We start from the raw sequence: 24,983 nt of genomic DNA on the forward strand, positions 1-24,983 counted from the left end.
GCTCGGTGCAGCCGGCTCAGTGCAGCCGGCTCACGCTGGCCAGGTGCGGCGACGGGGGATTCTCCAGCTCGCGCAGCAGCGCCAGCAATTCCTCATCCTTGATGAAGCCGGCGCTCGAGCGTCCCTCCAGCAAGCGCTCGGGCGGCATCGAGCGCGCCACCACATAGCCCTGCACGTAGTCGACGCCGATCTCGTGCAGCGTCTGCACGGTGGCCGCGTCTTCGGCCCATTCCGCGATCGTCTTCATGCCCAGGTTCACGGCAAGGCTGACGATGGCCTCGACGATCGCCACGTTGGCCGGGTGGGCGTTGATGTTGACGATGAAATTGCCGTCGATTTTCAACACGTCGGCCGGCAGTTCCTTGAGGTACGAGAACGAGGTGTAGCCGGCGCCGAAGTCGTCCAGCGCCACCTTCACGCCGAAGCTGCGCACCTGGTCGATGAAGCGGCGCGTGTTGTCCAGGTCGTGCAGCGCCACGCTCTCGGTGATTTCCAGGCACAGGCGACTGGCCACGTGCACGTAGCGGCCCAGGATGTCGAAGGTGTCCTGCACGAAGCGCTCGTCGTTGAGCGACGCCCCCGACAGGTTCATGCACACGAAACGGGTATTGACCAGGTCGTCGGTGTGCTCGGCGATCCAGGCCAGGGTGGTGTTCAGCACCCAGCGGTCGATCATGCTGGCGCGGCCGCTCTTCTCGGCGGCGGCGATCACGGGGCCGGCCGGCACCACGCGCCCATCCGGCTCGCGCATGCGCAGCAAGACCTCGAAGTTCATCGATTCATGCGGCGCGCGCAGCGACATGATCGGCTGCATCTCGAGCAGCAGGCTGTCGGTCGCGTCCGGGCGGGACAGGCGCTCGACCAGGTCCAGTTCGGCCGCGCGCTGGCGGAAGGCGTCGGCGCCGCGTTCATAGACCACCAGGCCGTCGCCCAGGCCGGTCTTGGCTTCGCGGCAGGCGCGGTCGGAGGTCGATACCGCATCCTTCATCGGCATGCCCGGCACCACCTCGATCAGGCCGACCGAGGCGCGCACGTGGAAGGCCTTGTCGCCCACCCGGTACGGGGTATTGCCGAGGCGGTCGACGATGCCGCGGCAGATGATCGAGGCCAGCGGGATCGCCGTCTCGGGCATGACGATCACGAATTCGTCGCCGCCCACGCGGCCGATCTGCTGGCCGCCGGCCAGCATCGTGCCCATCCGCTCGCATACCTGCTTGAGCACTTCGTCGCCCGCCGCATGGCCGAACAGGTCGTTGATCAGCTTGAAGCGGTCGAGGTCGACATAGGCCAGCGCCATCGGCCGGCCGAGCGCCAGGCTGGCGGCGGCGCCTGAAAATTCGCGCTCGATCCCGCGCCGGTTATAGACCTTGGTCAGCGGATCGTTATTGGCCATGAAGCGCAGCTGCTCGGTAGCCTTGTGTTTTTCGGTCGTGTCCTGCAGCACGCCCTCGATGCGCGAGCGCGCCAGGGTGGCGCTGACCAGGAAACGCTGGTGGCCGTCGCGGCTGGCCAATTCCATCTCGGCCTCGGACCTGGCATGCACCTGCTCGTGCAGACTGGCCCAGCTGGCTTCGGTGAAGAACTGGCGCCAGGCGGTGCGGCCGGGCGTGAAGCCGGTCATGCCCAGCATCTTCTGCAGGGCCGGATTGACGCTCAAAAAGCGGCCGTGCATGTCGAGCGTGAACAGGCCGACCGGCATCGCCTGGTAGGCGTGCTCGAGCTCTTCCTGCGCTTCCTGGCGTTTCTCGGTCTCCATGCGCATCTGCTCGGCCACGGCCAGCGCCGCCAGCAGGCTCGATGCGAGCGCGGCGGTGACGCTGTTGATGACGCCCAGCAGCTCGCGCATGCCGAGCGCGGCCGACAAGACCTCGGCCAGCGAGGCCAGGAAAGTGACCGCGAACGAAGCCGCGAACCAGGCCGCGACCCGCGTGCGCGACTCCACGATGATCTTGAACAGGCCGATCGTCATCAAGGAGAAGCAGCACACCAGGATGCCCCACAGCAGCGGCAAATACATGCCATACGGCAGCAGCATGGCCGCGGCCAGCATCGGCATGCACAACCATTGCATGACGCGCATCGGCAACAGGTAGCGCATCTCGGCCAGGTGCTCCTTGAGCAGCGCCTGGTACAGGGTCAGCGTGGCGATGCCGTACAGGGTGATCGTCACCGCGCGGCTACGCAGCAGCCATTCGGAAGGCACGGTCTGGCCCAGCCACTGGATGTCCCAGCCGGCCGACAGCGCGCCCACGCGCAGGTTCAGGATCAGCCAGCCGGCGAACAGCACGTAGACCGGCTGGCGGTTGATCAGGGCCGTGATGAGGATGAACAGGGCCAGCACGATCATGCCGCCGTCGAGCAGGCCCGATTTGCGATGATATTGCTTGACCGACAAGTCGAACTGCTCGGTCGGCCATTGCAGCACCGACAGCCGTGCCGGGCCCGAGAAACCGGCGCGGCACAGCAGCTGGCGCGGCAGCGGCTCCAGGCGCATCGTGAAACCGGCCTTGTCGGCCTGCAGCACGCCGTGGGCGGTGCTGCGGGTGGCGGCGCCGAGCGGGTTCAGGGTGGCCGCATCCCAGCAGGCGATGTCGAGCGCGTGGCGCGACGGGAATTCGATCACCTGCTCGCCGGCGCGCGGCATCGGCTCGAAGGCGAACCAGACCGGCGCTTCGGACAGGTGGGTATCGTGGCCATTGACCAGCGACGTGGCGCGCGCCAGGGCCAGCGCATCGCCTGGCGCCAGGGCCGCGGCCCGGTCGACCGTGACGTGCATCGCCAGCGGCACGTCGCCGCTGGTGCGGTATTCGTCATGCCAGAAGACGAGGGCGATCAGCGAGACGATGCCGATCCCGACCGGAATCAGATAGTAGGCAAATATCTTCAGTATCAGCTCGACAGCGGCGTGGAGCGCGGCCGGCCACGTTGCACGGGGCTGACGTTGGTCGTTGGGCATGGACGATCTTGTGTGTCACTGGTGACCCGAAGCGACGAGCGGCGGGGCATGAAAGCGCAAGGATACCGCTTAACGCTAGTGCCGTCATGCAATTGTTACTTCTGCCAGGGCGATTTCACAACGGTTTGTCACCGAAATACGGCTTAGGTCCGATTGCGCGTTCGGCCTGCCGGTGGCCCACTGGGCGCAGGGTGGCCGCCGGCACGGCGCTGCGGGCTTCCCGGCAAAATCGCGTTCGCCGACGAAAGGAAAGCAGATGCGGGCCGTTCCGATCCGACTCCTGTGCGCCGCGGCCTGGATGCCGCTGGCCTGCCTGGCGGCGCCGCAAGGCGCCTCCCCGGCGCAGCCTCCCGCGCAACCTGCCGCGCAGTCCCCCGCGCCGGCCAAGTCCGACCAGGCCGACCAGGCCGATCAGGCGGCGCAGCCGGCGATCGACCCCGATGCGATGTCCGCCCTCGGCGCCATGGGCGCCTATCTGCGCACCCTGTCCGCGTTCGAAGTCGTCGGGCGCGCCACGACCGAGACCGTGATGGACGACGGCATGAAGCTGCAGTTCGACAGCACCGCGAACCTCAAGGTGCGCCGCCCCGACCGCCTGCGGGTGGACATGGCCAGCGACCGCAAGCAGCGCCAGCTCTTCTATGACGGCAAGACGCTGACCATCTACGGCCAGCGCATCAACTACTACGCGACCGTCCCCGCCCCGCCGACCCTGCGCGAGACCGTCGACACGCTCGGCAAGAAATACGGCATCGAACTGCCGCTGGCCGACCTGTTCTATTGGGGGACGGAACAGGCGCCGGTGTCGGACATCCGGGCGGCGCACTACATCGGTCCGGCAACGGTCGGCAGCCTGAAGGCCGACCACTACGCCTTTCGCCAGGAAGGCGTGGACTGGCAGGTCTGGATCCAGACCGGCAAGACGCCGCTGCCCCTGAAGCTGGCGATCACGGCCAGCGGGCAGCCGGGCGCGCCGACCCACACGTCGTGGCTGCGCTGGAACATCGCGCCACGCTTCACCGACGCCACCTTCGTCTTCCGACCGCCGCCGGGCGCGCTGAAGATCGCTTTGCAGACGGCCGACGGCAAGGTCGCGTCCATCAAATGAACGGGGGAGAACCCATGCCGCTCACTCCAGGACATCGGCGCGTCATCGGTGTGCTGCTCGCGCTGGCCGTCGTCGTCGTCGCCTACGAGGCCGCCGCCCAGCGCGGCGCGGGACGCGTCGGCGGGGCCGCGGTCAGCCGCAGCGGGAGCGTCCACGCGCATCGCGGCGCCTACAGCGGGAGTTACCACGCCTCCAGCCGGGTCAGCCGCACCTCGGTCAACGGCTACGCCGGCGTCAACCGCAACGTCAACGTCAACCGCAATATCAACGTGGATGTCGACCATGATTACTACCGCCCCGGCGCGGCGCTCGCGGTGGCCGGGGCGGCGGCGGTGACGGCGGCGGCGATCGGCTCGGTGGCGTATTCGATCCCGCCCTCTTGCGTGACCGTGGTGCGCGCCGGCGCCACCTACCAGCAATGCGGCAGCACCTGGTACCAGCCGCAGTACGCGGGCACCAGCATGACCTATGTCGTGGTCGAGCCGCCGGGCTGACGCCATGCAGCCCGGCCGCCGTAACGCCTGCGCGGCGGCGCTCGGACTGGCCTGGTGCGCCGGCCCGCCCGCCCAGGCGCAAGAGGCCGAGGACCTGGCCAAGAAGCTGGCCAACCCGGTGGCCGCGATGATCAGCGTGCCGCTGCAGGCCAACGACGACCGCCGCTACGGCCCCACGCGCGACGGCCGCCGGTTCACCATGAACCTGCAACCCGTGGTGCCGGTCACGCTCGACCCCGACTGGACCCTGATCAGCCGCACCATCGTGCCGCTGGTCAGCCAGCACGATCTGGCGCCCGGCGCCGGCAACCAGCACGGCATCGGCGACGTCACCCAGAGTTTTTTCATCTCGCCTTCGCGCCCCGGCGCCAACGGCATCATCTGGGGCGCCGGGCCGGCGTTCCTGCTGCCCACCGGTAGCGAGAGCGCGCTCAGCGCACGCCAGTGGGGTGTCGGTCCGACCGGGGTCGTGCTGCGGCAGCACGGGCCGTGGACCTATGGCGCGCTGGCGAACCACATCTGGTCGTTCGCCGGACATGACGACCGGCCGAACGTCAGCGCCACCTTTCTCCAGCCCTTCCTCAGCTATACCACCAGGAATGCCTGGACCTTCGGCGTCAACACCGAATCCAGCTACGACTGGAAACTGGAGCAGTGGTCGGCGCCGGTCAACCTGACCGTCAGCAAGCTGCTCAGGTTCGGCCGCCAGCCGGTGTCGATCGGCGGCGGCCTGCGCTACTGGGCCGACAGCCCGAGCGGCGGGCCGCGCGACTGGGGCGTGCGCCTGAGCGTGACCTTCCTGTTCGCCAGGTAGGGCGATGAGCGCGAACCAGGAAGCTCCCGGGCAGGACGCGCGCGCTACCCGCTGGCTGGCCGCCTGGGCGGTGTTCATCCTGCTGCTGTACGCGGCCGGCACGCTGGGCGGGGCCAGCCTGCTGCGCGGCTACCGCGCCGACACCGAGCAGGCCAGGCAGGCGGGACTGGCCGACCTCCATGCGCCGCCGGCGCACGCCGAGGCCGCGCGCGGTGCCGCCGCGCCCCCGGACAGGGGCGCGGCAGCGGTGGAGGTGGAGGTTGGAATCGGCGTGCGCCGGGTCGGCGCCGTCACGCCGCACGAAGCCGGCTGGACCGGTGAATTCACGCTCTGGTTCCGCACGCCGGCCGGCGCGGCCATCGACCCGGGAAAAGGCTTCAGGATCGTCAACGGCGACGTGCTGGCGCGCGAGCAGACCGCCGACGACATCCGCGCCGGCCGGCGCTACCAGGAATACCGGGTGGCGGCGCGCATGTCCAAGATGTTCGACGGCGCCCGCTTTCCGCTGGGCGACGAGGCGCTGCTGGTCGAGATCGAGGACGTCGCCCATGCGTCCGCTACGCTGCGCTACGTGGCCGATGCGCGCGACAGCCACGTCGCGCCGGACGCGATGCCGCCCAACGTGAGGCTGGTTACTGCCATGCCCATGGTGCGCCAGCAGATCCACCGCTCCGACGGCGAACGCGTGGCGCGCTCGCGCTTCGTCTATGCGATGCTGGCGGCGCCGAACGGCTACGGCGTCTACCTGAAGCTGTTCCAGGCCCTGTTCGCCTCGGTCGCCATCGCCCTGCTCGCCCTTTACATCAGGCCTTCCGAGGTCGATGCCCGCTTCGGCTTGCCGGTCGGCGCCTTCTTCGCCAGCGTCAGCAACGTCGCCGCCATCATGCCGCTGCTGCCGCCCACCAACCGCATCGCGCTGTCGGACATGATCAACCTGGCCGGCATGGCGACCATCTTCCTCGTGCTGGCGCAGTCGGTGATCGCGCTGTGGCTGGTCGACACGCTGGGGCGCGAGCGGCTGGCGCACCGCTTCGACCGCCTCTCGCTCGCCGTCCTGCTGCCAGGCTATGCGACGCTGAACCTGGTCTTGCCGCTGGCGGCCAGCCCCTGAGACCATGGTCCATGGTCCCACTGTGCGCCCGCGCTTGCTACATTGCCCCTGGAACAGGCCCGCGGCGCCGCTTTCCCGTCCATGCCGACCGCGACCACAACAGCGACACCATGAGCGAACCATCCACGACGCGGGCCGCCGCCGAGCGGCCTGCCCTGCCCCGCACCACGTCGCGCCCGAACGGGCCGACCGCTACCGGGGCCGGTTCGACGCCGGCTGGAACCAGATGCGGCAAGAGATCGGGGAGCGCCAGTAGCGTCGGCCGGCGCGCCGTTCTCAGAACAGGTAGGAGAACGCGACCCCGATCGTCCACTGGTCCGCATCCCCGCGGTCCTCCACCAGCGGACTGTCCTTGGCGTCGTCCAGCAGCCGCTCATAACGCCCGCCGACCGTCATCAGCCATTCCGGATTCAGCTGGGTCGTGATGCTGAAGGGAATCTTGATCGAGGTGACCGACGGGTCGGGATCGTAGGGCACGCCGCCACGCTCCGGAAACAGGCGCAGATCGTCGCCCTGGATGCCGAAATACTTGCGGTTGAAGTCACTACTGGCAAAGAACAGGCCGAAGCCGATGCTTCCGACCAGCTGCATGCCGCCGACAGGCTGCGGGAAGGGATGGACGTAGTTGACGCGCAGGTTGCCGCTGGCGCCGTCGTACACATTATTGGTGTTGCCGACCACGTCGGCGCTGAACACCAGCTTGTGCATCGGCTGGCCTTGCGTCAGCGGCATGTGGTAGGCGACGAAGGCGCCCACTTCGGTGGCCGTGGCGACCGGGAGCATGCGCGAGACGATCTCGTCGTCGGCATCGTCGTCGCGCCGCATGCGCCAGCGCAGCACCGGACCGGCGCGCCAGTCCTTGCGCGGCAGCAGGTTGGCCTGGATCTCGGGCCCGATCACCCGCACGTAGCGGTCGGCACCGAAGTTGTAGTGCAATACCGGCGCAACGGCGCCCTGGTAATCGGACGAGCCGTAATAGTCGGGCACCGCGAACACCCCGAGGCCCACCACGTTGCGTTCTTCGAGCAACTCGACCGGGAGCACGTCCTGGGCGGCGGCGAGCGGTGAACAGAGCAACGCCGCCGCAAGGGCAAGGCTGCGGGGGCTGCATTGGCTGCGGGGGCTGTGCGTGAACGTCTTCATGACTGACCTCTCGGAGCTAGGGGTTGGAACATCGGGGCCGCTCCGGCGCCATTGGCCGGTGCGCTTCGCACTGCTGCTAGGTGTGTAGACAGTGCGCGCCGCGTTTTGTGCCATACCTCGTCAAGAACGTCGTGCATCGGGCCCGGCCCGCGCGTCGGCGGCGGCGGCACTACGACCAAGGTCCACTACCGCCCGCGGCTGGAACGTGCCGATGACCGTGACCAGCCTGGCATGAAGGGATTGGACGCGCCGGCGCCTGCGCCCGACGCGCGCGAAACCGACCATCGCCGCCGGCGCCCTGGAGGCGCGAGCGAGCAGTGTCTCCAGCCATCGTGCAGCAGGCAAGATTGTCGTCCCACGTTCACGTCTTCATCGGCTGCGCCACGTTTTCGCAACATGGATCGCACGTTGGGAGCGAGCGGGTTACCAGCTTACGTATCATCAAACACCCAAACCGCGACCAGCGCTGCGCCCATTACGTTTGTCATGGTCCACGTTCGGGCCCAGGCCCGGACCCGGGGTCCAGGCATGCGCGCCGGCCGGCTGGCGATCAGACGACCATCAGGCGAACTTCAGGCGAACGCCAGTTCGACGCGCGGCCGGGTGGCCGGCGGCAGGGGACGTTGCGGCAACGCCGGCGATGACGGCACGGCCGGACCGATGTCGATGTCCGGATGGTGCGTGTTGAAGAAAAAGTTCAGCATCGGATGGCGCGCCTCGGCCCAGCGCTGCTGGAAGGTCGCGATCTCGAACGCCATGATGCGGTGCGGGATATTGCCCACGTGACGCAGCGGCACCAGACCCAATTCAGGAAACACATCGACGAACATCAGCTGATCGTACTGCTTGTCCACGGGTGGACGGCCTGTCGCCACCGAATAATCAATACCGTTGTCTTCGCAATACATGAAGCAGGCCTTGATCAGTGCAATCTTGACCATGCGGCCGACCCGGCCTTCGTCGATGCCAAGGCGGGTCGCCTCGACCAGGCGCTTGCCCTGCAGCCAGTCGGGCAGGACGATCGACTCTTCCACGCCCAGCGGGCGGTAGAGATTGGTACGGATGCGGGTGCTGCCGATGGGCGTGCCGTCCAGTTTCGATTCGGCCAGCAGGACGATGGTGTCGGCTTCGTAGTCGGCCGCCTCGGGCTGCGCCAGGCTGCGGGCGAAATCCGGGACATGGCGGGCATAGGCGGCGTGGCGGATGCGCACGGCCTTGAGGAGATCCGCTTCGGTTTCCACCCGGCGGACAGTGAACGGCAAGCGCTCGGTTGCGCCTCCAGCGATGGGTGCGCGCGCAGTACGCACGCCTGGCGCCTTCGGGGGGTTGAACACGGCTGCTGGGAACAGCTCCATGGCGGTACTCCTGAGTTAATAGTTTGAAATCGGTTTGTCCTTAATCAAATTATCAATCAGATCACAAAGTATCGAACCATCGAGCAGGCGTGCTTTTTGCCCTCTATTTAAAGGGAAGTACAGCCATGGTTTTGTGTCAAAGTTATTGGTTTTGGCCAAACAAAACCAGGAAAAGCCGGAACTTATTGCTTTACATCAATCTCGCCATGCCTGCGATACGGGCCGGGCCGCCCTTTTCGACGCCGATCCTGGCGGTGAGACGCGAACGCGCGCCCGCGTCTTCGCTAGCGCGCGCGTGGCGATGTCGGCGGCATCCGGCACGGCCGCGCCGATCCAGGCGCCGGCCGGATTGCCGCCCTGGCGGTCGTCATCGAATGGCGGCAATGCGCCCGACGCGGTTCGGGTCCATGGAAGACCCAGTGGCGAATGCGCGCGGCGCTAGCGGCGCGCTCCGTCGATCTTCGGCAGCAGCGCCGCCATGATGCCCAGGAGTGGCAGGAAAGATGCGATCCGGTACACCTGATCGATGCCGTGGATGTCGGCGATGTGGCCCATGGCCGCCGCGCCCACGCCGCTGATGCCGAACATCAGGCCGAAGAAGATGCCCGAGATCAGGCCGACCTTGCCCGGCACCAGTTCCTGGGCGTAGACCACGATGGCCGAGAAGGCCGACGACATCACCAGCCCGATCACGACCGACAGCACGCCGGTCCAGAACAGGTCTGCGTACGGCAGCGCGATGGTGAACGGCGCCGCGCCCAGGATCGAGAACCAGATCACGCGCTTGCGCCCGATCTTGTCGCCGACCGGGCCGCCGGCGAAGGTGCCTGCGGCCACCGAGGCCAGGAACAGGAACAGGTACAGCTGGGCGGTGCCGACCGGCAGCTGGAATTTCTCGATCAGGAAGAAGGTGTAGTAGGTCTGCAGGCTGGCCATGTAGATGTACTTGGAGAACACCAGCAGCGCCAGCACCACCAGGGCCTGGATCACCTTCTTGCGCGGCAGCTTTGGTCCGGCGTGCTGCGCGGCCTTCCTGATCATGTTCATCAGGTGGTTGCTGTACCAGCGGCTCACGCCGACCAGCACCGCCACCGCGACCAGCACCAGCAGCATGAACCAGGCGATCTCGGCCTGGCCGCGCCCGACCACGACGGCCGCCGCCAGCAGCGGGCCGAGCGCCGAGCCGGCGTTGCCGCCGACCTGGAACAGCGACTGGGCGAAGCCGAAGCGCCCGCCCGAGGCCAGGCGCGCCACGCGCGAAGCCTCGGGGTGGAAGGTCGAGGAGCCGACGCCGATCAGCGCCGCCGCCAGCAGCAGCATGGGATAGCTGTCGGCCCACGCCAGCAGGCCGACGCCGAGCAAGGTCACGCACATCCCGGCCGGCAGCAGGAAGGGAATCGGGCGCCGGTCGGTGTACAGGCCGATCCAGGGCTGCAGCAGCGAGGCGGTGCACTGGAACGTCAATGTGATCAGGCCGACCTGGGTGAAGGTCAGGTCGAATTCCTGCTTGAGCAGCGGGTAGATCGAGGGCAGCACGGCCTGCACGCAGTCGTTGAGCAGGTGGACGAAGGCAACCGAGAACAGGATTTGCATCACGGCGCCGGAGGCGGCGGGCGTGACCGGGGAAGACGAAGACTGTGGAATGGACATGGGACGACGGACTCGGATTGCGCCAACGCGGTATGGACAATCCAACAGCATATGCCAAATTCGGCATTTGCGTGCGACGTGGTGCCTTCCTGGAACACCCGTATCGTCGCCTTCCCCGCTATCGTTTGCACGTCGTTCCCGCGAAGGCGGGAACCCAAGTGTGCGTGCGTATCGCATACTTCACGCGATTGTGGCAATGCGAATGCCTTGGGTTCCCGCCTCCGCGGGAACGACGGGTTTGAGCTAACGAAAGAACAACGCTTTCTTACTTCACCGGCACAAGGCGGATCGCCTGTCCGCCGCCCGGCGCCAGCACCATCCGGATGGTATCAAGGCTGGTCACGTTGCGCTTCTCGATCGCGATGTCGAAGCGGCGCTGGTCGTCGCGATAGTCGGCGTTGTCGCCGTCGCGGTAGATCTCGGCCACGTAGGTCTTGCCCGCGTCCAGGAAGTCCAGCTTCAGGTCGAGCGTGCGGCGGCTGCCATCGGTCACCGAGCCGACGTACCAGTCACTCGACGCGCGGTCCTTGCGCACGATGGTCACGTATTCGCCCACCGCGCCATGCGGCACGCGGGTGTCTTCCCAGTCGGCCGGGACGTCCTTGATGAACTGGAACGGGCCCGGATAGCGCTCGTAGTGCTCGATCAGGTCGGCCGCCATCACCACCGGCGAATAGATCACCACGAAGTTGGCGAGCTGCTTGGCCTGGGTCGAGTTGAACGGCCGCTTGTCCTTGCCTTCCAGGCTCAGGATGCCCGGCGTGTAGTCGAGCGGGCCGCTCAGCATGCGGGTGAACACCAGGTTGGCCTCGTGCTCGACACTGTTGACCGGATTGCCCCAGGCGTTGTACTCGACGCCGCGCGCGCCTTCGCGCGAGATCCAGTTCGGATATGTGCGGCGCAGGCCGGTGTCCTTCACCGGTTCATGGGTATTGATCGCGATCTTGTAGCGCGCCGCCTCCTCGACCACCTTCTGGTAGTGGCGCACGCCCTCCTGCGAATCCGTGTAGCCGAAATGAACCTTGCCGTTCCTGCCCATGAACTGGGCAGCGCCGCCATCGGTCACGTAGCCGGTCTTGATGCTGTCCACGCCGTGTTTCGCATACAGCTTGAAGGCCGCGTCCATCTGCTTCTCGTAGTGCGCGATATTGCCGCCGGTTTCGTGGTGGCCGATCAGGTGCACGCCCTTCTTGCGGCCGTAGTCGGTCACGGCGGCGATGTCGAAGCTCGGATGCGCCTTCGTGAAGTCCATGTCCAGGCCGTTGCCGGCCCAGTCGCTGTCCCAGCCCGGGTTCCAGCCCTCGACCAGCACGCCGCGAAAACCGTGCTTGGCCGCGAAGTCGATGTAGCGCTTGGTGTATTCGGTGGTGGCGCCGTGTTTCGGACCCGATGCCCACGATTTGGTTTCCAGGTGCATGTCCCACCACACGCCGACGTACTTCGACGGCTTGACCCACGAGACGTCGCCCAGCTTGTTCGGTTCGTTCAGGTTCAGCACCAGGTCGGACATGTACAGGCCCGCCGCGTCGTCGGCGATCTGCATCGTGCGCCATGGCGTGGTGAAGGCGCCGGTGCGCACCACCGGGTTGCCGGTGGCGGACGGGGTCAGGTGCGCGCGCAGGCGCTGGCCCTCGACCCGGCGCAGCCACATCGAGGCATAGTCGACCAGGGCCGCCTCGTGGAAGGCGATGTGGGTGCCGTTCTCCATGCGCACCGTCATCGGGGTGTTGGCCATGCCCACCTCTGCCAGCCGCGACTTCTGGATCGGGTATTCCAGCGCCCAGACTTCACCCGCCTGCTGCCACCAGGCGGTGGCCGGCTGCGCGACCACGAATTCGGTCAGCTCGTCGGCGATGTGCGTGGCGCGGTTGTTCGGCAGCTTGGGGAACTCGTAGCGAAAGCCCAGGCCGTCGTCGTACACGCGGAACACGATCGCCAGGCGGCGCCCGTCGTTCTTCTTGACGTCGACCCGCATCTGGCGGTAGTGGTTGCGCACCGTGCGGCGCTCGCCCCAGGGCTGCTCCCAGGTGCCGTCATGGTCGGTGACCACCTGGCGCTCGATCTTGAAGCCCGCGTCCAGCGGCTTGTCGCTGCCCAGCACGAAGCCCAGGCGCGACGGCGCGATCACCGGCTGGCCACGGCGTTCGACCTGGTACGACAGGCGCCCGTCCGGCGCGACCTGCACCGACACGTTCAGCACCTTGCCCGGCGACTCGACGCTCGCGCTCATGGCTTCGGCCGCGAAGGCGCTGCTACTCACCACCATGCCCAGCACCACGCAGCAATGCGCGGCCAGGCCGACGTTCATGAATCTGGAAACCATATCTCTCCTTGTTTACTTCACCAGCACCCGGTAGCTCCACGGTGCCATCTCAAAATTGGTCGATCCGCCCACCTCGACCCTGGCGCCGGTGGCGAAGTCGCGGTACGAACCGTGATGCAGCGTCTTGTCGAAGCTCGCCCTGACCGGCTTGTCCGACAGGTTCAGGGCGACGAACACCTTGTCCTTGTCGTTGGCGCGCACGAAGCTCAACACCTGCGCCGGCGCGCCGTTCGGCACCTGCACCATCCGCGCGCCGTATTCGCCGTTCCACAGCGCCGTGTTCTGTTTCTTGAGCGCGATCAGCTTCTTGTAGAACGCCGTGTAGGGCGAGGCGTTCCACGCGATCGGGTCGCGCTCGAAGAAGGCCAGGCGCCTGGTGTTGCCCGCCTCCTGGCCGTTGTAGACCAGCGGGATGCCTTCGCTGACAAAACTGAACACGATCGCCGCGTCGACCGCCGGGCCGAAGGCCTCGAACTCGGTGCCGTCCCAGGCGTTCTTGTCGTGGTTCGTCGTGTACAGCATGCGGTAGGCCTGGCGCGGATAGAACTTGGCGTTCCAGGCGTAATAGACGTGCAGGCGGGTGGCGTCCGAGCGGCCGCGCGCGATGTCGTGCAGCGCCTCCCACCAGGTCCAGGCATAGCTGGCGTCGAAGGCGTCGCGGTGCATGTCGCGGCTCTCCCACTCGGCCAGCATGAACACCGGTTTGATGGCGCGCAGCTCGCGGCTGGCGTGGTCCCAGAAGTCCTGCGGCACCAGGCCGGCGGCGTCCACGCGATAGCCGTCGATGCCGGCCTCGGTCAGCCAGAACTTCATGGCCTCGAGCATGTAGCGGCGCAGCCCGGGCTTGCCGTAGTCGAGGTCGATGATGTCGTCCCAGTTGAACCAGGGCGTCGGCTGCGGCTTGCCATCCGGCCCCTTGGCGTACCAGTCGGGGTGCTGCGCCATCAGCACGTTGTCCCACGAGGTGTGGTTGCCGACCCAGTCGATGATCACGCGCAGGCCCAGCGCGTGGGCGCGCGCCACGAAAGCGCGCAGGTCGGCCATGGTGCCCAGCTCGGGATTGACGGCGCGAAAATCGCGCACCGCGTAGGGGCTGCCCAGCGAACCCTTGCGCTTGACTTCGCCGATCGGGTGGATTGGCATCAGCCACAGGATGCCGACGCCCAGCTCCTTCAGGCGCGGCAACTGGTCCGTCGCGGCCTTGAGCGTGCCTTCCGGCGTGAACTGGCGCGTGTTGATCTGGTAGATGGTGGCATTCCTGGTCCAGTCGGCGTGCTGGAACTGCACGTACTCGCGCGGCCGGTAAGGATCGGTAGCGGGCGCCGCCAGCGCCGCCGGCGCGGCGGCCAGCAGCGACAGCGCCGCAATGGCATGGGCGAGGATTGGCTTCATGGGCAGTCCGGTCATGGTCAGAACTTGTAGTTGAGACCCGCCGAGTAGGTGCGGCCGAAGGTGACGGTGTTGGTGTACACCGTCGGATCGCTGGTGTACTCGCGGAACGGTTCGTTGGTCAGGTTATGCCCTTGCAGGAACACCGACCAGCCCTGGAGCATCCCGCCCTGGAAATCGTAGGACACCTGGGCGTCGGCGATCGTCTCGCCCTTGATGAAGGTGAACTGCGATTCGCTGCGGTAGTCGAGGATCTGGCCGATGAAGCTCGAGCGACGGTAAGCCGCCAGCGACACCTGCAGGCCGTGCTTCTCGTAGTACAGGCGCAGGCTGGTCACGTTGCGCGACAGGCCCGGCAGCCCGATCTCGGACACCGCGCCGTTGAACACCGGCGCATTGCTGCCGGTGACGAAAGCGCTGGTCGGCAGGCGCACCGAGGAATCGGTGTGCGAATGGTTCACCTGCACGCCGAAGCCATCCAGCGCGTTCACGACCAGGCCGAACGGCAGGTTGGCCGACAGCTCGATGCCGCGCATGATGCCGCCCTCCCCGTTCTGCGGCATGGTCAGGAAGCCGACCGTCGAGCCGGCGTACTGGCCGGTGGCCGGCAGCGGCGTGGTCGGACTGGTGTACTGGGCGAAGTCGAACATCTGCGGCGCATTGATCACGTAGTTGTCGAGCTTCTTGTAGAACAGCGCGGCGCTGACGTAACCCTTCTTGCCGAAGTATTTTTCGTACGACAGGTCGAGCGCACGCGCCTCATAGGGTTTGAGTTCCGGGTTGCCGGCGAAGCCGGTCAGCGCCGGGTCATCGGCGGTGGCGCTCTGCAGGCCGAAGTTCATGCTGGCCTTGAGGTTGTCCAGGTTGGCGCGCGAGACCTGCTTGCCGGCGCCCAGGCGCAGCAGTTGGTCGTTGCCCAGGTCGAAGGTCAGGTTCAGGCTGGGCAAGACCTTCGTGTAGTCGACGCCGCCGGTCTTGACGACCGCCGGGCAGGTGTCCGTGGTGATGCCGGTGCAGTTGGCGAGGTCAACCTGGTTGCCGCTGGCGCGCTGGCGGGTATCGACCACCTGCACGCCGATATTGCCGCTGTACGGCAGCGACATCAGGGTGCCGTCGAGTTCGCCCATCAGGTAGGCGGTGGTGACCTTCTCGCCCACCGTCCAGTCGCGCGCCAGCACGGTGGCGTCGACCCAGCGGTTCAGTTCATACAGCGTGCCCAGGCTGCCGGTCGGGTCGAACGCCGCGACCGGGATGCCGGTCGGGCCGGCGACATCAAGGCCGCTGCCCGGCATCTGGATAGCGGCGTAGCCGTCGCCGCCGCGCACCGACAGCCGCCCCTCCTCGCCCAGGCGCGACTTGTCGCGCTTGGTGTAATTGACGCCGACGCGCAGCGCGGCCAGCGGGCCCCAGTCGGTGTCGCGTTCGGCCGACAAGCGCACCGCCTGCACCTTGTCGTCGATGGTCGGCAGCGCCAGGTAGCCGGCCTGCGGCGACAGCGGGCCGCCGCCCCAGCCGGCGACGTCGGTCAGCAGGGCCACGCTGCGGTCGGCGTAGTTCAGGCTCGGGCTGTAACGCACGTCGGCGAAGTTGTTGCCGTTGAAGCCGCTGTAGCTGATCGAACCGAGCTGGCTCTCGGGCGTGTTGCCCGGCTGGCCGGCCAGGGTCTCGAAATTGCTGATGCGCTTGGTGCCCTTCGAGTACGACAGGTCGTTCACGATGCGCCATTCGCCCACCTTGAGCTCGTTATTCACGCCGAGCGACAGCAGGCGGTCCTTGTTCGAGAACAGGTGGTTGCGCACGTCGCCCTTGTAATTACTGAACGTGCCGGCGCTGACGATGCCGTTCTCGATGGTGGCGTTGGTCAGCACCGCGTCCGGATCGTAGATGCCGGTGCCGCCGACGATCGCGCCTTCGAGGCCGGTCTTCTTGGTCGCCTCTTCGCCGCGCGAGTAGAACGCGTCGAAGGTGGAGCGGAACTTGTCGTTGGGCCTGAACTGCAGGGTGACCGAGGCGCCGTCGCGCTCGGCCTTGCGGCGCGAGGTCTCGGCCATGAAGCCGTTGATCGCCCTGACGGTCTGGCCGTTATAGTCGATGTCGGCGGTGTTGGCGCCCCAGCTGTCGAATTTGAGTTCGCCGCCGTTGTCCTGCTTGAACGAGGTCAGGCCGACCGACAGGCCCAGCTTGCGGCCGAAGTACTGGTCGACGTAGGTCAGCGTCTTGCGGTGGCCCGAGCCGAGGTCGGAACCGGAACCGAAGCCGATGCGCTCCTTGCGCGCATTGGCGGCGAACATGCGCTTGCCGAAATCGAGCGGGCGCAGGGTGCGCAGGTCGATGGTCGAGGCCAGGCCCTGGCCGATCAGGCTCGCGTCCGGCGTTTTATAGACCAGCACGCTGCCGGTCAGCTCGGACGGGAACAGGTCGAATTCGGGGCTGCGCGCATCGCTGGTGGAGGCCTGCTCGCGGCCGTTGAGCAGGGAGCCGTTGAAGGTCGGCGACATGCCGCGCACGCTGACTTCGGTCGCCTTGCCGTTGATCTTGCTGCGCTGGGTGGTCACGCCCGACAGGCGCGAGATCGACTGGGCGACGGTGGTGTCGGGGAGCTTGCCGATGTCTTCGGCGGAGACGGCTTCGACGATGGACGTCGCGTTGCGCTTGATCTCGATGGCCGCCTCGATGCCGCGCCGGATGCCGGACACGTTGACGGTGGCGATCGGGGCTTCCCCCGTGACCGTGGCCGCGGGACGATTGGCGTCAACAGGGTCCTGGGCGCCGGCTTCCTGCGCCTGCAGCGGGGCCGCCATCAACAAGAGCGCGCAGGCGCCTGCAATGGGGTGCAATTGCGGATGCAACCGCAGTTGCAACTGTAAGCCCTGGCGCCGCGCGCCATTCCGACGTGTCGTCATGCTTGTCTCCTGTTTTGTCGTTATTTCCAGCTTGTTGCTGGTTGGATGCGATGGTCCGACATCGCGCGGGCGGGGTCAACGCATGCGCTGAAGCGAATCTGAAGATTCGGCGGCGCCCCGCCGGTTCGCCGCGCTGGTAAACTCGGGCCATGAAAATTCTCATGATCGAAGACGATCTGGCCATCGGCCAGGCGCTGTTGTCGGTGTTCCAGGACGAGGGCCACACGGCGGTCTGGCTGCGCCTCGCGGCCGACGCCGGGGCGCGCATCCGGGGCGAAGCCTTCGACGCGGTGGTTCTCGACCTCGGCCTGCCCGACGGCGACGGCAACGACCTGCTGCGCCAGCTGCGCGCCGACGGCGTGCGCCTGCCGGTCTTGATCATCAGCGCGCGCGACAGCCTGCAAGACCGCCTGAAGGGCTTCGACCTGGGCGCGGACGACTACCTGATCAAGCCGTTCGAGATTCCCGAGCTCCTGGTGCGCCTGCGCGCGCTGGTGCGCCGCAGCCACGGCACGCTCGAAGAAAACCTGTGGACGGCGGGCGACATCGTGCTGGACGAGAACCGCATGGCGGTCACGCGCGGCGGCCAGCCGGTGACGCTGTCGAAGACCGAGTTCGCGCTGCTCTTGACGCTCATGAAGCAGGCCAACCGGGTCTTGACGCGGGTGGAGCTGGAACGGCGCGCGCTGCCCGCCGGCGATGGACAAAGCCAGACCCTGGACGTGCACATCTTCAACCTGCGCAAGAAGATCGGCGAAGGCGTGATCCGCACCGTGCGCGGCGTCGGCTACATGGTGCAGCAGGATGCTTAGCAGGCTGGCGAACCGGCCGTCGTCGCTGTTCCAGCGCCTGATGTTCAGCTTCACGGGCGTGATCATCGTCGTGGCCATCATCGGACTGGTGTGGGTGTTCCTCGAGGCCAAGGCCACCCAGCGCAGCCGCACCTTCAGCGAGAACAAGGCGCATACCGCCAATATCCAGGCCCACCTGTCTGACATCGGCCCGGACGTGGCGCGCATGCTGCCGGTGCTGGCGGAGATCGAAGCGAACCGCGTGCGCATGTTCCAGGAACTTGATTACCACTCGCACGTGCGGGTGCGCGTCTGGCTGCAGGGCCGCCTGATCTACAACTCGGCGCCGCAGTGGCCCGACCGGCTGCCCGAAGTCGCCACCCGCGACGCCTATTCCTGGGTACGCTGGGAGGCCCGCGACACGCTCCAGGACATCGTGGTCGAGCGCAGCCACGAAGTCGACGACGAGTGGATGTTTTCGATCGGCGGCGTGGGATTCCTGCTGTCCTCGACCATCTTCAGCCTGCCGCTGCTCCTGATTCCCGCCTGGCTGATCGTCGGCATCGGCCTGCGTCCGCTGCGCTCGATCGCCTCCAGCATCGCCCAGCGTTCGGACGGCGACCTGACGCCCGTGCCGGATTCCACCTACCGCGAACTGTCGCCGCTGGTCGACGCGATCAACGGGCTGATGGCGCGCCTGTCCCAGCGCATCGAGCACGAGCACGAGTTCCTGACCGATGCGGCGCACGAGCTCAAGACGCCGCTGGCGGCGATCCAGATCAACGCCCACGTGCTGCTCAGCCGCGCCGGCAGCGAGATGGCCGAGCGCTGCGCCGAACCGGCGGCCGGGCTGCGAAGCGGCGTGGCGCGCGCCACCCACACCGTGCACCAGCTGCTGGCCCTCGAACGGGCGCGCGCCGAGCCGCAGGTCGACCACCCCTGCCCGCAAACGGACGTCGCCGAGTTCGTGCGCGACCGGGTGGCGGCGGCGGCGCACCTGGCGGTGCAGCGCAACATCGAGATCGAGTTCCACGCCGATGCCGACGGCAGCGTGCCGCTGCACCTGGAAAGCATGGCCTCCGCCGTCGATAACCTGATCAGCAACGCGATCAAGTATTCGCCGCAGGACAGCCGCATCGCGGTGCGGCTCGTGCGCATCGGCCACATCTACCGCCTGGCGATCGGCGACCAGGGACCGGGCGTCGCGCCGGAGCTGCGCGACAAGGTGTTCGAACGCTTCTACCGGGTGCCGGGACAGGAACAGTCGGGCAGCGGCCTGGGACTGGCGATCGCCGAACGCGGCGCCGCGCGCAATGGCGGCATCATCGTGCTGTCGGACGGCGAAGGCGGCCGTGGGTTGACGGCGACCATCGAGTTCGCGGGCGCCGCGGTCTGAATCACCTGATCCGGCGCGCGCCTGTCGCACGTCGTTCCCGCGCAGGCGGGAACCCCAGTTTCATGCGTTGCCACCAACATCTGATATATCGACTGCGCTGGCGGCCTTGGGTTCCCGCCTGCGCGGGAACGACGTTTCAACCGTGCGGGCTGCGGATGCCAGTCGTCAGGCCGCCAGAAACGGCAGCACGCGCGCCAGCAGCAGCTCGGGCGCTTCCTCGGCGATGTAGTGCCCGCAGGGCAGCGCCCCGCCCTGCACGTCGTCGGCCGCCAGCTTCCATTCGCTCAACGGATCGAAGCAGCGCCCCACCACGCCCTGCTCGCCCCACAGCGCCAGCAGCGGCATCCGGAGCTTTCGCCCTTCCTTGCGATCAAACCGGTCGTGTTCCAGGTCGATCGTGGCGGCGGCCCGGTAATCCTCGCAGATCCCGTGCGCCGCGCCCGGCAGCGCCAGGCAGCGCTGGTATTCGCTCAGCGCGCGCGGATCGAACGGCGCCAGGCCCGCGCTGCGCTTGCCCATCACGTCACGCACATAAGCCCCCGGGTCGGCCTCGATCAGGCGCTCGGGCATGGGCGCCGGCTGGATCAGGAAGAACCAGTGCCAGTAGGCGCGCGCGAACGCTTCCGAGGTCTGCTCGTACATCGCCAGGGTCGGCGCGATGTCGAGCAACGCCATCCGCTCGACTGCCTGTGGATGGTCCAGCGCCAGCCGATGCGCCACGCGCGCGCCGCGGTCGTGGGCCAGCACCTTGAAGGTGTCGAAGCCGAGGACGCGCATGACGGCCAGCGCATCGAGCGCCATCGTGCGCTTGCTGTAGTTGGCGTGGTCGGCGTCGCCCTGCGGCTTGCCCGAGTCGCCATAGCCGCGCAGGTCGCAGGCCACCACCGTGAAGCGCTCGGCGAGGGCCGGCGCGACCTTGTGCCAGATGGCGTGGGTTTGCGGGTGGCCGTGCAGCAGCAGCAGCGGCGGGCCGGAGCCGCCGGTGATGGCGTTGATGGCGACCGACGGCGCCACGGCGACTTGCAGGGAACGGAAATCCGGGAATAGCGATGTCAAGGCGTGTCTTTCGCGTGCTCGTGAAGCTTCACTTTATCACGGCCGCGATCGGCCCCGCGGCCGACGACGCCGCCTCATGCAAGCAGGGTTTTCTGACACACACCTGACAGTTCGATAACTGTTGTAAAGACGCATTGATATCATTTAACGAATTGACATCGTGAATGGTGCTGCGCAGTATGAACTGGAGGCAAGACCTCATTGTCCCTTCAATTCGAAGAAACGCCGCCGTACGACAAGAAAAGGATTCAGCACCATGCAGAGAGCCAAGACGGAAAAGACAGCACTAGCCCTTGCCATCGCCACGCTGTGCGCAGGCTTCGCACACGCGCAGGAAGCCGCGCCGCAGGTCGACACCACGGCCAGCAATGCCGCCACGGTGGTGGTCACCGGCACCCGGGTTGCCAACCGCACCGCGCTCGACACCGCCGCGCCGGTCGACATCATCTCGTCCGAGACGCTCAAGAACGCAGGCAGCACCGAGATGAACCAGGCGCTGTCGATGGCCCTGCCCTCGCTGAACTTTCCGCGGCCATCGCTGACCGACGGCACCGACACCATCCGTCCCGCCACCCTGCGCGGCATGGCGCCCGACCAGACCCTGGTGCTGATCAATTCCAAGCGCCGCCACGCCTCGTCGCTGGTCAACGTGAACGGTTCGATCGGCCGTGGTTCGGCGGCGGTCGACCTCAACACGATCCCGACCGCGATCGTGAAATCGGTCGAGGTGCTGCGCGACGGCGCCGCGGCGCAATATGGCTCGGACGCGATCTCGGGCGTGGTCAACATGCGCCTGCGCACCGACCGCGATGGCGGCGAAGCGAGCGTCACCTATGGCGCGCGCAAGTCCGAATACGACCTGTGGAACGATGTCGCGCCCGTTGGGGGCACCTGGAGCGGCCCGGATTCGCGCAAGCGCACCGACGGCCAGACCGCCACCGTCAGCCTGTGGAAGGGCCTGGCCCTGGGCGAATCCGGCTTCCTGACCGTGGCCGCCGAGTACCGCGACCAGAGCCGCACCGAGCGTGGCGGCTACGACATGCGCCAGCAATACCCGCGCTTGGGTGGTACGAGCGGCGCCTTCGATCCGCGCGAAAACACGATCAACCGCTTCAACGCCTGGACCGGCGAACCGGACCTCGAGCAGACCACGCTGTTCGCCAACGCCGGCAACAACCTGGGCGGCGGCGTCAAGGTCTATGGCTGGGCCAGCTACCAGGACCGCGACGCCACCTCGTCCGGCTACTTCCGCCCGCCGCAGGACGCCCGCAACATCCTGTCGATCTATCCGGACGGCTTCCTGCCGCTGATCTCGCCCACCGTCAAGGACTTCTCGATGACCGGCGGCGTGACCTGGCAAGCGGGCCAGTGGGACATGGACGCCTCGCTCGGCTACGGCAAGAACAAGATGGAGTACACGATCGAGAACACCCTGAACCGCTCGCTGGGACCCACCAGCAAGACCGAGTTCTACGCCGGCGGTTATGCGTACGACCAGGCCGTGTTCAACCTGACCGGCGTGCGCAGCATCGAACTGGCCTCGCTGTCGTCGCCGCTGAACGTGGCGGTGGGCGTCGAGGCGCGCCGCGAAGGCTATGAGCTGTTCGCCGGCGAAGAGCAGTCGTGGAGCTATGGCGGCGAAGTGCTGCCCAACGGGACGCCGGCCGCGCCGGGCGCCCAGGTGTTCCCGGGCTTCCGTCCGGCCAACGAGGTCGACGCCCATCGCAACGCGGTCGGCGCCTTCATCGATCTCGAAGCGAACATTACGCCTGAACTCCTTGCCTCGGCCGCGGTGCGCGCCGAAAAATATTCCGACTTCGGCAACAGCGTGGCCGGCAAGCTGGCGCTGCGCTACGACTTCACCAAATCGTTCGCGCTGCGCGGCGCGATCCAGAACGGCTTCCGCGCGCCGTCGCCGCAGCAGCAGCACTTCACCGCCACCTCGACCAACTTCATCAACGGCATCCCTTACGAGATCACGACCTTCAAGCCGTCCGATCCGGTGGCCGTGGCCCTCGGCGCCAAGCCGCTCGACGCCGAGGAATCGGTGAACGCCTCGCTCGGCGCGGTGCTGCGCCTGGGCGCCGTGAGCGTGACGGTCGACGCCTACCGCATCGACATCGACGACCGCATCATCCTGTCCGAGAATCTCACGCAGGCCAATGTGCGCAACTACATCGCCAGCCAGGGCTTCATCGGCGTGGGCGGCGGGCGCTTCTTCATCAATGGCGTCGACACCACGACCAAGGGCGTGGACGTGGTGATCAACTGGGCGCACAACGCCGGCGCGGCGGGCCGCTTCGACTTCACCCTGGCCGGCAACTACACCGACACCGAGGTGACCAGGGTGCCGGTGACCGAACAGCTCTCGAGCCTGAGCCCTGCCCCGGTGCTGTTCGACCGCGTCAACGTGCTCTCGCTCGAAAAGGGCCAGCCGAAGAACAAGATCAGCGCCAACGTCAACTGGAAGCTCGGCCCGTGGGGCGCGACGCTGCGCGCCACGCGCTATGGCGAAGTGCTGTCGCCGGGCACCACGCCGGCCTTCGACTTCGAGCTTGGCGCCAAGACCGTGGTCGACCTGGAGGGACGCTTCGCCGTCACGCCGAAGCTGACCCTGGCCCTGGGCGCGGACAACGTCTTCGACCAGTACCCGGAAACGCTGCCGCCGACGCTCAACACCACGGGCAATACGCCGTTCTCGACCTACGCGCCGTTCGGCCGCTCGGGACGGTATATCTACGGGCGCGCGACCTACGCGTTCTGAATCCAACGCGTGCCGAAAGGCTTCCGGCGTTGAGGCAAGGGTTGCCCGGGTAGTCGGGAACTGCTCGGGCAACCTATCGAATGACATCCAGATCAACAGGAGACAGAGACCCATGCCGTCCAAAACAGAAATCACACAAGCGGCGCGCCAGAAGAATGGCGAGGTAGTCAGGCTCGCAGCGATGGTAGTGGCGACCAATCTGGGACTCGAAGACGAGCAGGCCAGGTCGCTGGTACAGCAGGCCATGATCGGCTCACTCATAAACCCCGTGATCACGAGTGTCCACGCCGGTCTCTCCGAATCCATGATCGCCACGCTGTCGAGCGGACAATATTCGGAAATGCTTGTTACCGGCAACGGCGGCGGCACTTTCGATCCATGGGCGGTGAACTTCAGTCCAGTAGCGCTCATGCAGGCGATACTGCCGATAGCAGAAATCAAGCTAAGCGACGATCCAGCGACGCTGGCGGTCGCGGTGGCATCGCTCCTTCTGGGCATAGCCGCCCTGGAGGGACAATGGAAGCATAAGGTGACGGGCGTAGATGCCGAAATCGTACTGATTCACAAACACATCACGTCGCACAGCGATAGCAAGACCGTCGCCGAAACGACCCTGCTCCATGAAGTCAACAACGCTCGCTCAGCGCGCGCGACTCCGGCACTGTCGCAGACGGAGTTCGATCAGGCACTGTTGCGACTGTTGATACAAAAATTTATTACAACCGATAGCGCACAGAAATCAGTAACGCTCATCTGCTGATCCGAACCAGTCAAATTCCGCCGTTCACAGGCACTGTTTTCGGCACAGTTCGACTTCTAACGCTCCAGCACCTCGCCCAGCCTGCGGGCGAGGAAATCCACCAGCGCCGCCACCCGCGGCGCCAGCGCGCCATGCTTGTAGAACACGGCCCACACGGGCTGGGTCCACGGCAGGGTGTGCTCTTCCAGCACCGGCACCAGCCGGCCCGCCGCGATGTCGGCGCGCACCAGGAATTCTCCCATCGAACCGATGCCCGCCCCGTTCAGGACCAGGTGGCGCACCGTCTCGCCGTTTGACGCCAGCACCTGCGGCGTGACGGTCCAGCCCTCGCCGCCGGCATGCAGCAGCGGCCAGGTATTGAGCGAGGCCGGCGCCGTGAAGCCCACGGTGCGGTGCAACGCCAGCTCGCCTGGTGCGCGCGGCACGCCGTATTTATCGATATAGCGCGGCGCCGCCACCACGCGCAGCCTGCCGGTGCCCAGGCGCCGCGCATTGAGCGTCGAATCGGGCAGCGCGCCGATGCGGATCGCCAGGTCGGCCCGCTCTTCGATCAGGTCGACGTAGGTTTCGCCGCTGGTCAGTTCCAGCTGGACCAGCGGATACGCCTCCAGGAAGTCGGGCAGCAGGGGCGCCAGCAGATGGTCGAGGGCCGGCGTCGAGGCATTGACCCGCACCAGCCCCGCTGGCTGCGAGCGGCGCGCCTGCGCCTCGGCCTCGGTATTGGCCAGGTCGTGCAGGATGGCGCGCGCCCGTTCGAGCAGCCAGGCGCCTTCGTCGGTCAATTGCAGGCGCCGCGTCGTACGGCGCATCAGCGTCATGCCCAGGCCATCCTCGAGCCGCGATATGGTGCGCGAGACCCCGGACGGAGTCTGCCCCAGGCGCCCGGCGGCAGCCGAGAACGAGCCCGAATCTATGACTGCGACAAATACAATCAATGCATCCACATCGATCATTATTGACTCCAGGTCAA

At 66.9% G+C, this 24,983-nt stretch carries 17 protein-coding genes; 8 read left to right on the top strand and 9 right to left on the bottom strand.

From position 1 onward, the window contains the following. Positions 1-16 precede the first annotated feature (16 nt). Positions 17-2,956: a putative bifunctional diguanylate cyclase/phosphodiesterase gene (locus ACZ9AQ_RS07320; RefSeq protein ID WP_429203050.1), complete on the bottom strand. Its 2,940-nt coding sequence runs from the start codon at positions 2,954-2,956 to the stop codon at positions 17-19. Positions 2,957-3,212: 256 nt separating this feature from the next. Between ACZ9AQ_RS07320 and ACZ9AQ_RS07325 the strand changes: the two genes are divergently transcribed. The 4 genes from ACZ9AQ_RS07325 to ACZ9AQ_RS07340 are packed head-to-tail and all read left to right on the top strand — an operon-like array spanning position 3,213 to position 6,483. Next, a complete protein-coding gene (locus ACZ9AQ_RS07325) occupies positions 3,213-4,064 on the top strand; it encodes a DUF2092 domain-containing protein (protein ID WP_429203052.1) in 852 nt (283 codons plus the stop codon). A 14-nt stretch (positions 4,065-4,078) separates the two neighbouring features. Next, positions 4,079-4,558 (top strand): hypothetical protein, encoded by a 480-nt coding sequence (locus ACZ9AQ_RS07330; RefSeq protein ID WP_429203053.1) that lies wholly within the window; start codon positions 4,079-4,081, stop codon positions 4,556-4,558. 4 nt (positions 4,559-4,562) lie between these two features. After that, entirely contained in the window at positions 4,563-5,372 is an 810-nt protein-coding gene (locus ACZ9AQ_RS07335; protein WP_429203055.1) for a transporter, read from the top strand. Between the two features lie 4 nt (positions 5,373-5,376). Then, positions 5,377-6,483 carry a hypothetical protein gene (locus ACZ9AQ_RS07340; protein ID WP_429203057.1) on the top strand — a complete coding sequence of 369 codons (1,107 nt, stop codon included), beginning with the start codon at positions 5,377-5,379 and terminating at the stop codon, positions 6,481-6,483. A gap of 276 nt (positions 6,484-6,759) precedes the next feature. Here the strand turns inward: ACZ9AQ_RS07340 and ACZ9AQ_RS07345 are convergent, their stop codons facing one another. The 6 genes from ACZ9AQ_RS07345 to ACZ9AQ_RS07370 form a co-directional block, all read right to left on the bottom strand. Further along, positions 6,760-7,626, bottom strand: coding sequence for a MipA/OmpV family protein (locus ACZ9AQ_RS07345; RefSeq protein ID WP_429203059.1), 867 nt, complete (start codon positions 7,624-7,626; stop codon positions 6,760-6,762). A 572-nt stretch (positions 7,627-8,198) separates the two neighbouring features. Then, on the bottom strand, positions 8,199-8,981 hold the full coding sequence (locus ACZ9AQ_RS07350) for an N-acyl amino acid synthase FeeM domain-containing protein (protein WP_429203061.1): 783 nt from the start codon (positions 8,979-8,981) through the stop codon (positions 8,199-8,201). Positions 8,982-9,419: 438 nt separating this feature from the next. Continuing rightward, positions 9,420-10,574, bottom strand: coding sequence for an MFS transporter (locus tag ACZ9AQ_RS07355; protein ID WP_429203379.1), 1,155 nt, complete (start codon positions 10,572-10,574; stop codon positions 9,420-9,422). A 322-nt stretch (positions 10,575-10,896) separates the two neighbouring features. Next, the gene (locus ACZ9AQ_RS07360; protein ID WP_429203063.1) at positions 10,897-12,954 is read right to left on the bottom strand and encodes a glycoside hydrolase family 97 protein; all 2,058 of its coding nucleotides are present in this window, start codon (positions 12,952-12,954) and stop codon (positions 10,897-10,899) included. A gap of 12 nt (positions 12,955-12,966) precedes the next feature. Further along, positions 12,967-14,346, bottom strand: a complete 1,380-nt coding sequence (locus ACZ9AQ_RS07365; RefSeq protein ID WP_429203065.1) for an alpha-amylase family glycosyl hydrolase — start codon at positions 14,344-14,346, stop codon at positions 12,967-12,969. Positions 14,347-14,363: 17 nt separating this feature from the next. Next, a complete protein-coding gene (locus tag ACZ9AQ_RS07370) occupies positions 14,364-17,246 on the bottom strand; it encodes a TonB-dependent receptor (protein ID WP_429203066.1) in 2,883 nt (960 codons plus the stop codon). 161 nt (positions 17,247-17,407) lie between these two features. Here ACZ9AQ_RS07370 and ACZ9AQ_RS07375 point away from each other — a divergent pair, with 161 nt between their 5' ends. Together ACZ9AQ_RS07375 and ACZ9AQ_RS07380 are read left to right on the top strand one after the other, a co-directional pair. Next, the gene (locus ACZ9AQ_RS07375) at positions 17,408-18,058 is read left to right on the top strand and encodes a response regulator transcription factor (RefSeq protein WP_429203067.1); all 651 of its coding nucleotides are present in this window, start codon (positions 17,408-17,410) and stop codon (positions 18,056-18,058) included. Then, the gene (locus ACZ9AQ_RS07380) at positions 18,051-19,433 is read left to right on the top strand and encodes an ATP-binding protein (protein ID WP_429203069.1); all 1,383 of its coding nucleotides are present in this window, start codon (positions 18,051-18,053) and stop codon (positions 19,431-19,433) included. Before ACZ9AQ_RS07375 ends, ACZ9AQ_RS07380 begins: the two co-directional genes overlap by 8 nt. 165 nt (positions 19,434-19,598) lie before the next feature. Here ACZ9AQ_RS07380 and ACZ9AQ_RS07385 read toward each other — a convergent pair whose 3' ends face one another. After that, the gene (locus tag ACZ9AQ_RS07385; protein ID WP_429203070.1) at positions 19,599-20,489 is read right to left on the bottom strand and encodes an alpha/beta fold hydrolase; all 891 of its coding nucleotides are present in this window, start codon (positions 20,487-20,489) and stop codon (positions 19,599-19,601) included. A 256-nt stretch (positions 20,490-20,745) separates the two neighbouring features. On the opposite strand from ACZ9AQ_RS07385, the gene ACZ9AQ_RS07390 reads away from it, so the two are divergent. Continuing rightward, positions 20,746-23,253 carry a TonB-dependent receptor plug domain-containing protein gene (locus tag ACZ9AQ_RS07390; protein WP_429203072.1) on the top strand — a complete coding sequence of 836 codons (2,508 nt, stop codon included), beginning with the start codon at positions 20,746-20,748 and terminating at the stop codon, positions 23,251-23,253. A gap of 112 nt (positions 23,254-23,365) precedes the next feature. Continuing rightward, positions 23,366-24,013 carry a hypothetical protein gene (locus tag ACZ9AQ_RS07395; RefSeq protein ID WP_429203074.1) on the top strand — a complete coding sequence of 216 codons (648 nt, stop codon included), beginning with the start codon at positions 23,366-23,368 and terminating at the stop codon, positions 24,011-24,013. Between the two features lie 56 nt (positions 24,014-24,069). On the opposite strand, the gene ACZ9AQ_RS07400 is transcribed toward ACZ9AQ_RS07395, so the two are convergent. Beyond that, positions 24,070-24,966 (bottom strand): LysR family transcriptional regulator, encoded by an 897-nt coding sequence (locus ACZ9AQ_RS07400; RefSeq protein WP_429203076.1) that lies wholly within the window; start codon positions 24,964-24,966, stop codon positions 24,070-24,072. Positions 24,967-24,983 lie beyond the last annotated feature (17 nt).

It is taken from the genome of Massilia sp. UYP34, from assembly GCF_056279385.1.

Coding starts and splice junctions, on each gene's coding strand:
- ACZ9AQ_RS07395 (WP_429203074.1), top strand. CDS start 23,366: ATGCCGTCCAAAACAGAAATCACACAAGCGGCGCGCCAGAAGAATGGC.
- ACZ9AQ_RS07335 (WP_429203055.1), top strand. CDS start 4,563: ATGCAGCCCGGCCGCCGTAACGCCTGCGCGGCGGCGCTCGGACTGGCC.
- ACZ9AQ_RS07400 (WP_429203076.1), bottom strand. CDS start 24,966: ATGATCGATGTGGATGCATTGATTGTATTTGTCGCAGTCATAGATTCG.
- ACZ9AQ_RS07355 (WP_429203379.1), bottom strand. CDS start 10,574: ATGCAAATCCTGTTCTCGGTTGCCTTCGTCCACCTGCTCAACGACTGC.
- ACZ9AQ_RS07320 (WP_429203050.1), bottom strand. CDS start 2,956: ATGCCCAACGACCAACGTCAGCCCCGTGCAACGTGGCCGGCCGCGCTC.
- ACZ9AQ_RS07350 (WP_429203061.1), bottom strand. CDS start 8,981: ATGGAGCTGTTCCCAGCAGCCGTGTTCAACCCCCCGAAGGCGCCAGGC.
- ACZ9AQ_RS07340 (WP_429203057.1), top strand. CDS start 5,377: ATGAGCGCGAACCAGGAAGCTCCCGGGCAGGACGCGCGCGCTACCCGC.
- ACZ9AQ_RS07365 (WP_429203065.1), bottom strand. CDS start 14,346: ATGAAGCCAATCCTCGCCCATGCCATTGCGGCGCTGTCGCTGCTGGCC.
- ACZ9AQ_RS07345 (WP_429203059.1), bottom strand. CDS start 7,626: ATGAAGACGTTCACGCACAGCCCCCGCAGCCAATGCAGCCCCCGCAGC.
- ACZ9AQ_RS07360 (WP_429203063.1), bottom strand. CDS start 12,954: ATGGTTTCCAGATTCATGAACGTCGGCCTGGCCGCGCATTGCTGCGTG.
- ACZ9AQ_RS07330 (WP_429203053.1), top strand. CDS start 4,079: ATGCCGCTCACTCCAGGACATCGGCGCGTCATCGGTGTGCTGCTCGCG.
- ACZ9AQ_RS07325 (WP_429203052.1), top strand. CDS start 3,213: ATGCGGGCCGTTCCGATCCGACTCCTGTGCGCCGCGGCCTGGATGCCG.
- ACZ9AQ_RS07380 (WP_429203069.1), top strand. CDS start 18,051: ATGCTTAGCAGGCTGGCGAACCGGCCGTCGTCGCTGTTCCAGCGCCTG.
- ACZ9AQ_RS07370 (WP_429203066.1), bottom strand. CDS start 17,246: ATGACGACACGTCGGAATGGCGCGCGGCGCCAGGGCTTACAGTTGCAA.
- ACZ9AQ_RS07390 (WP_429203072.1), top strand. CDS start 20,746: ATGCAGAGAGCCAAGACGGAAAAGACAGCACTAGCCCTTGCCATCGCC.
- ACZ9AQ_RS07375 (WP_429203067.1), top strand. CDS start 17,408: ATGATCGAAGACGATCTGGCCATCGGCCAGGCGCTGTTGTCGGTGTTC.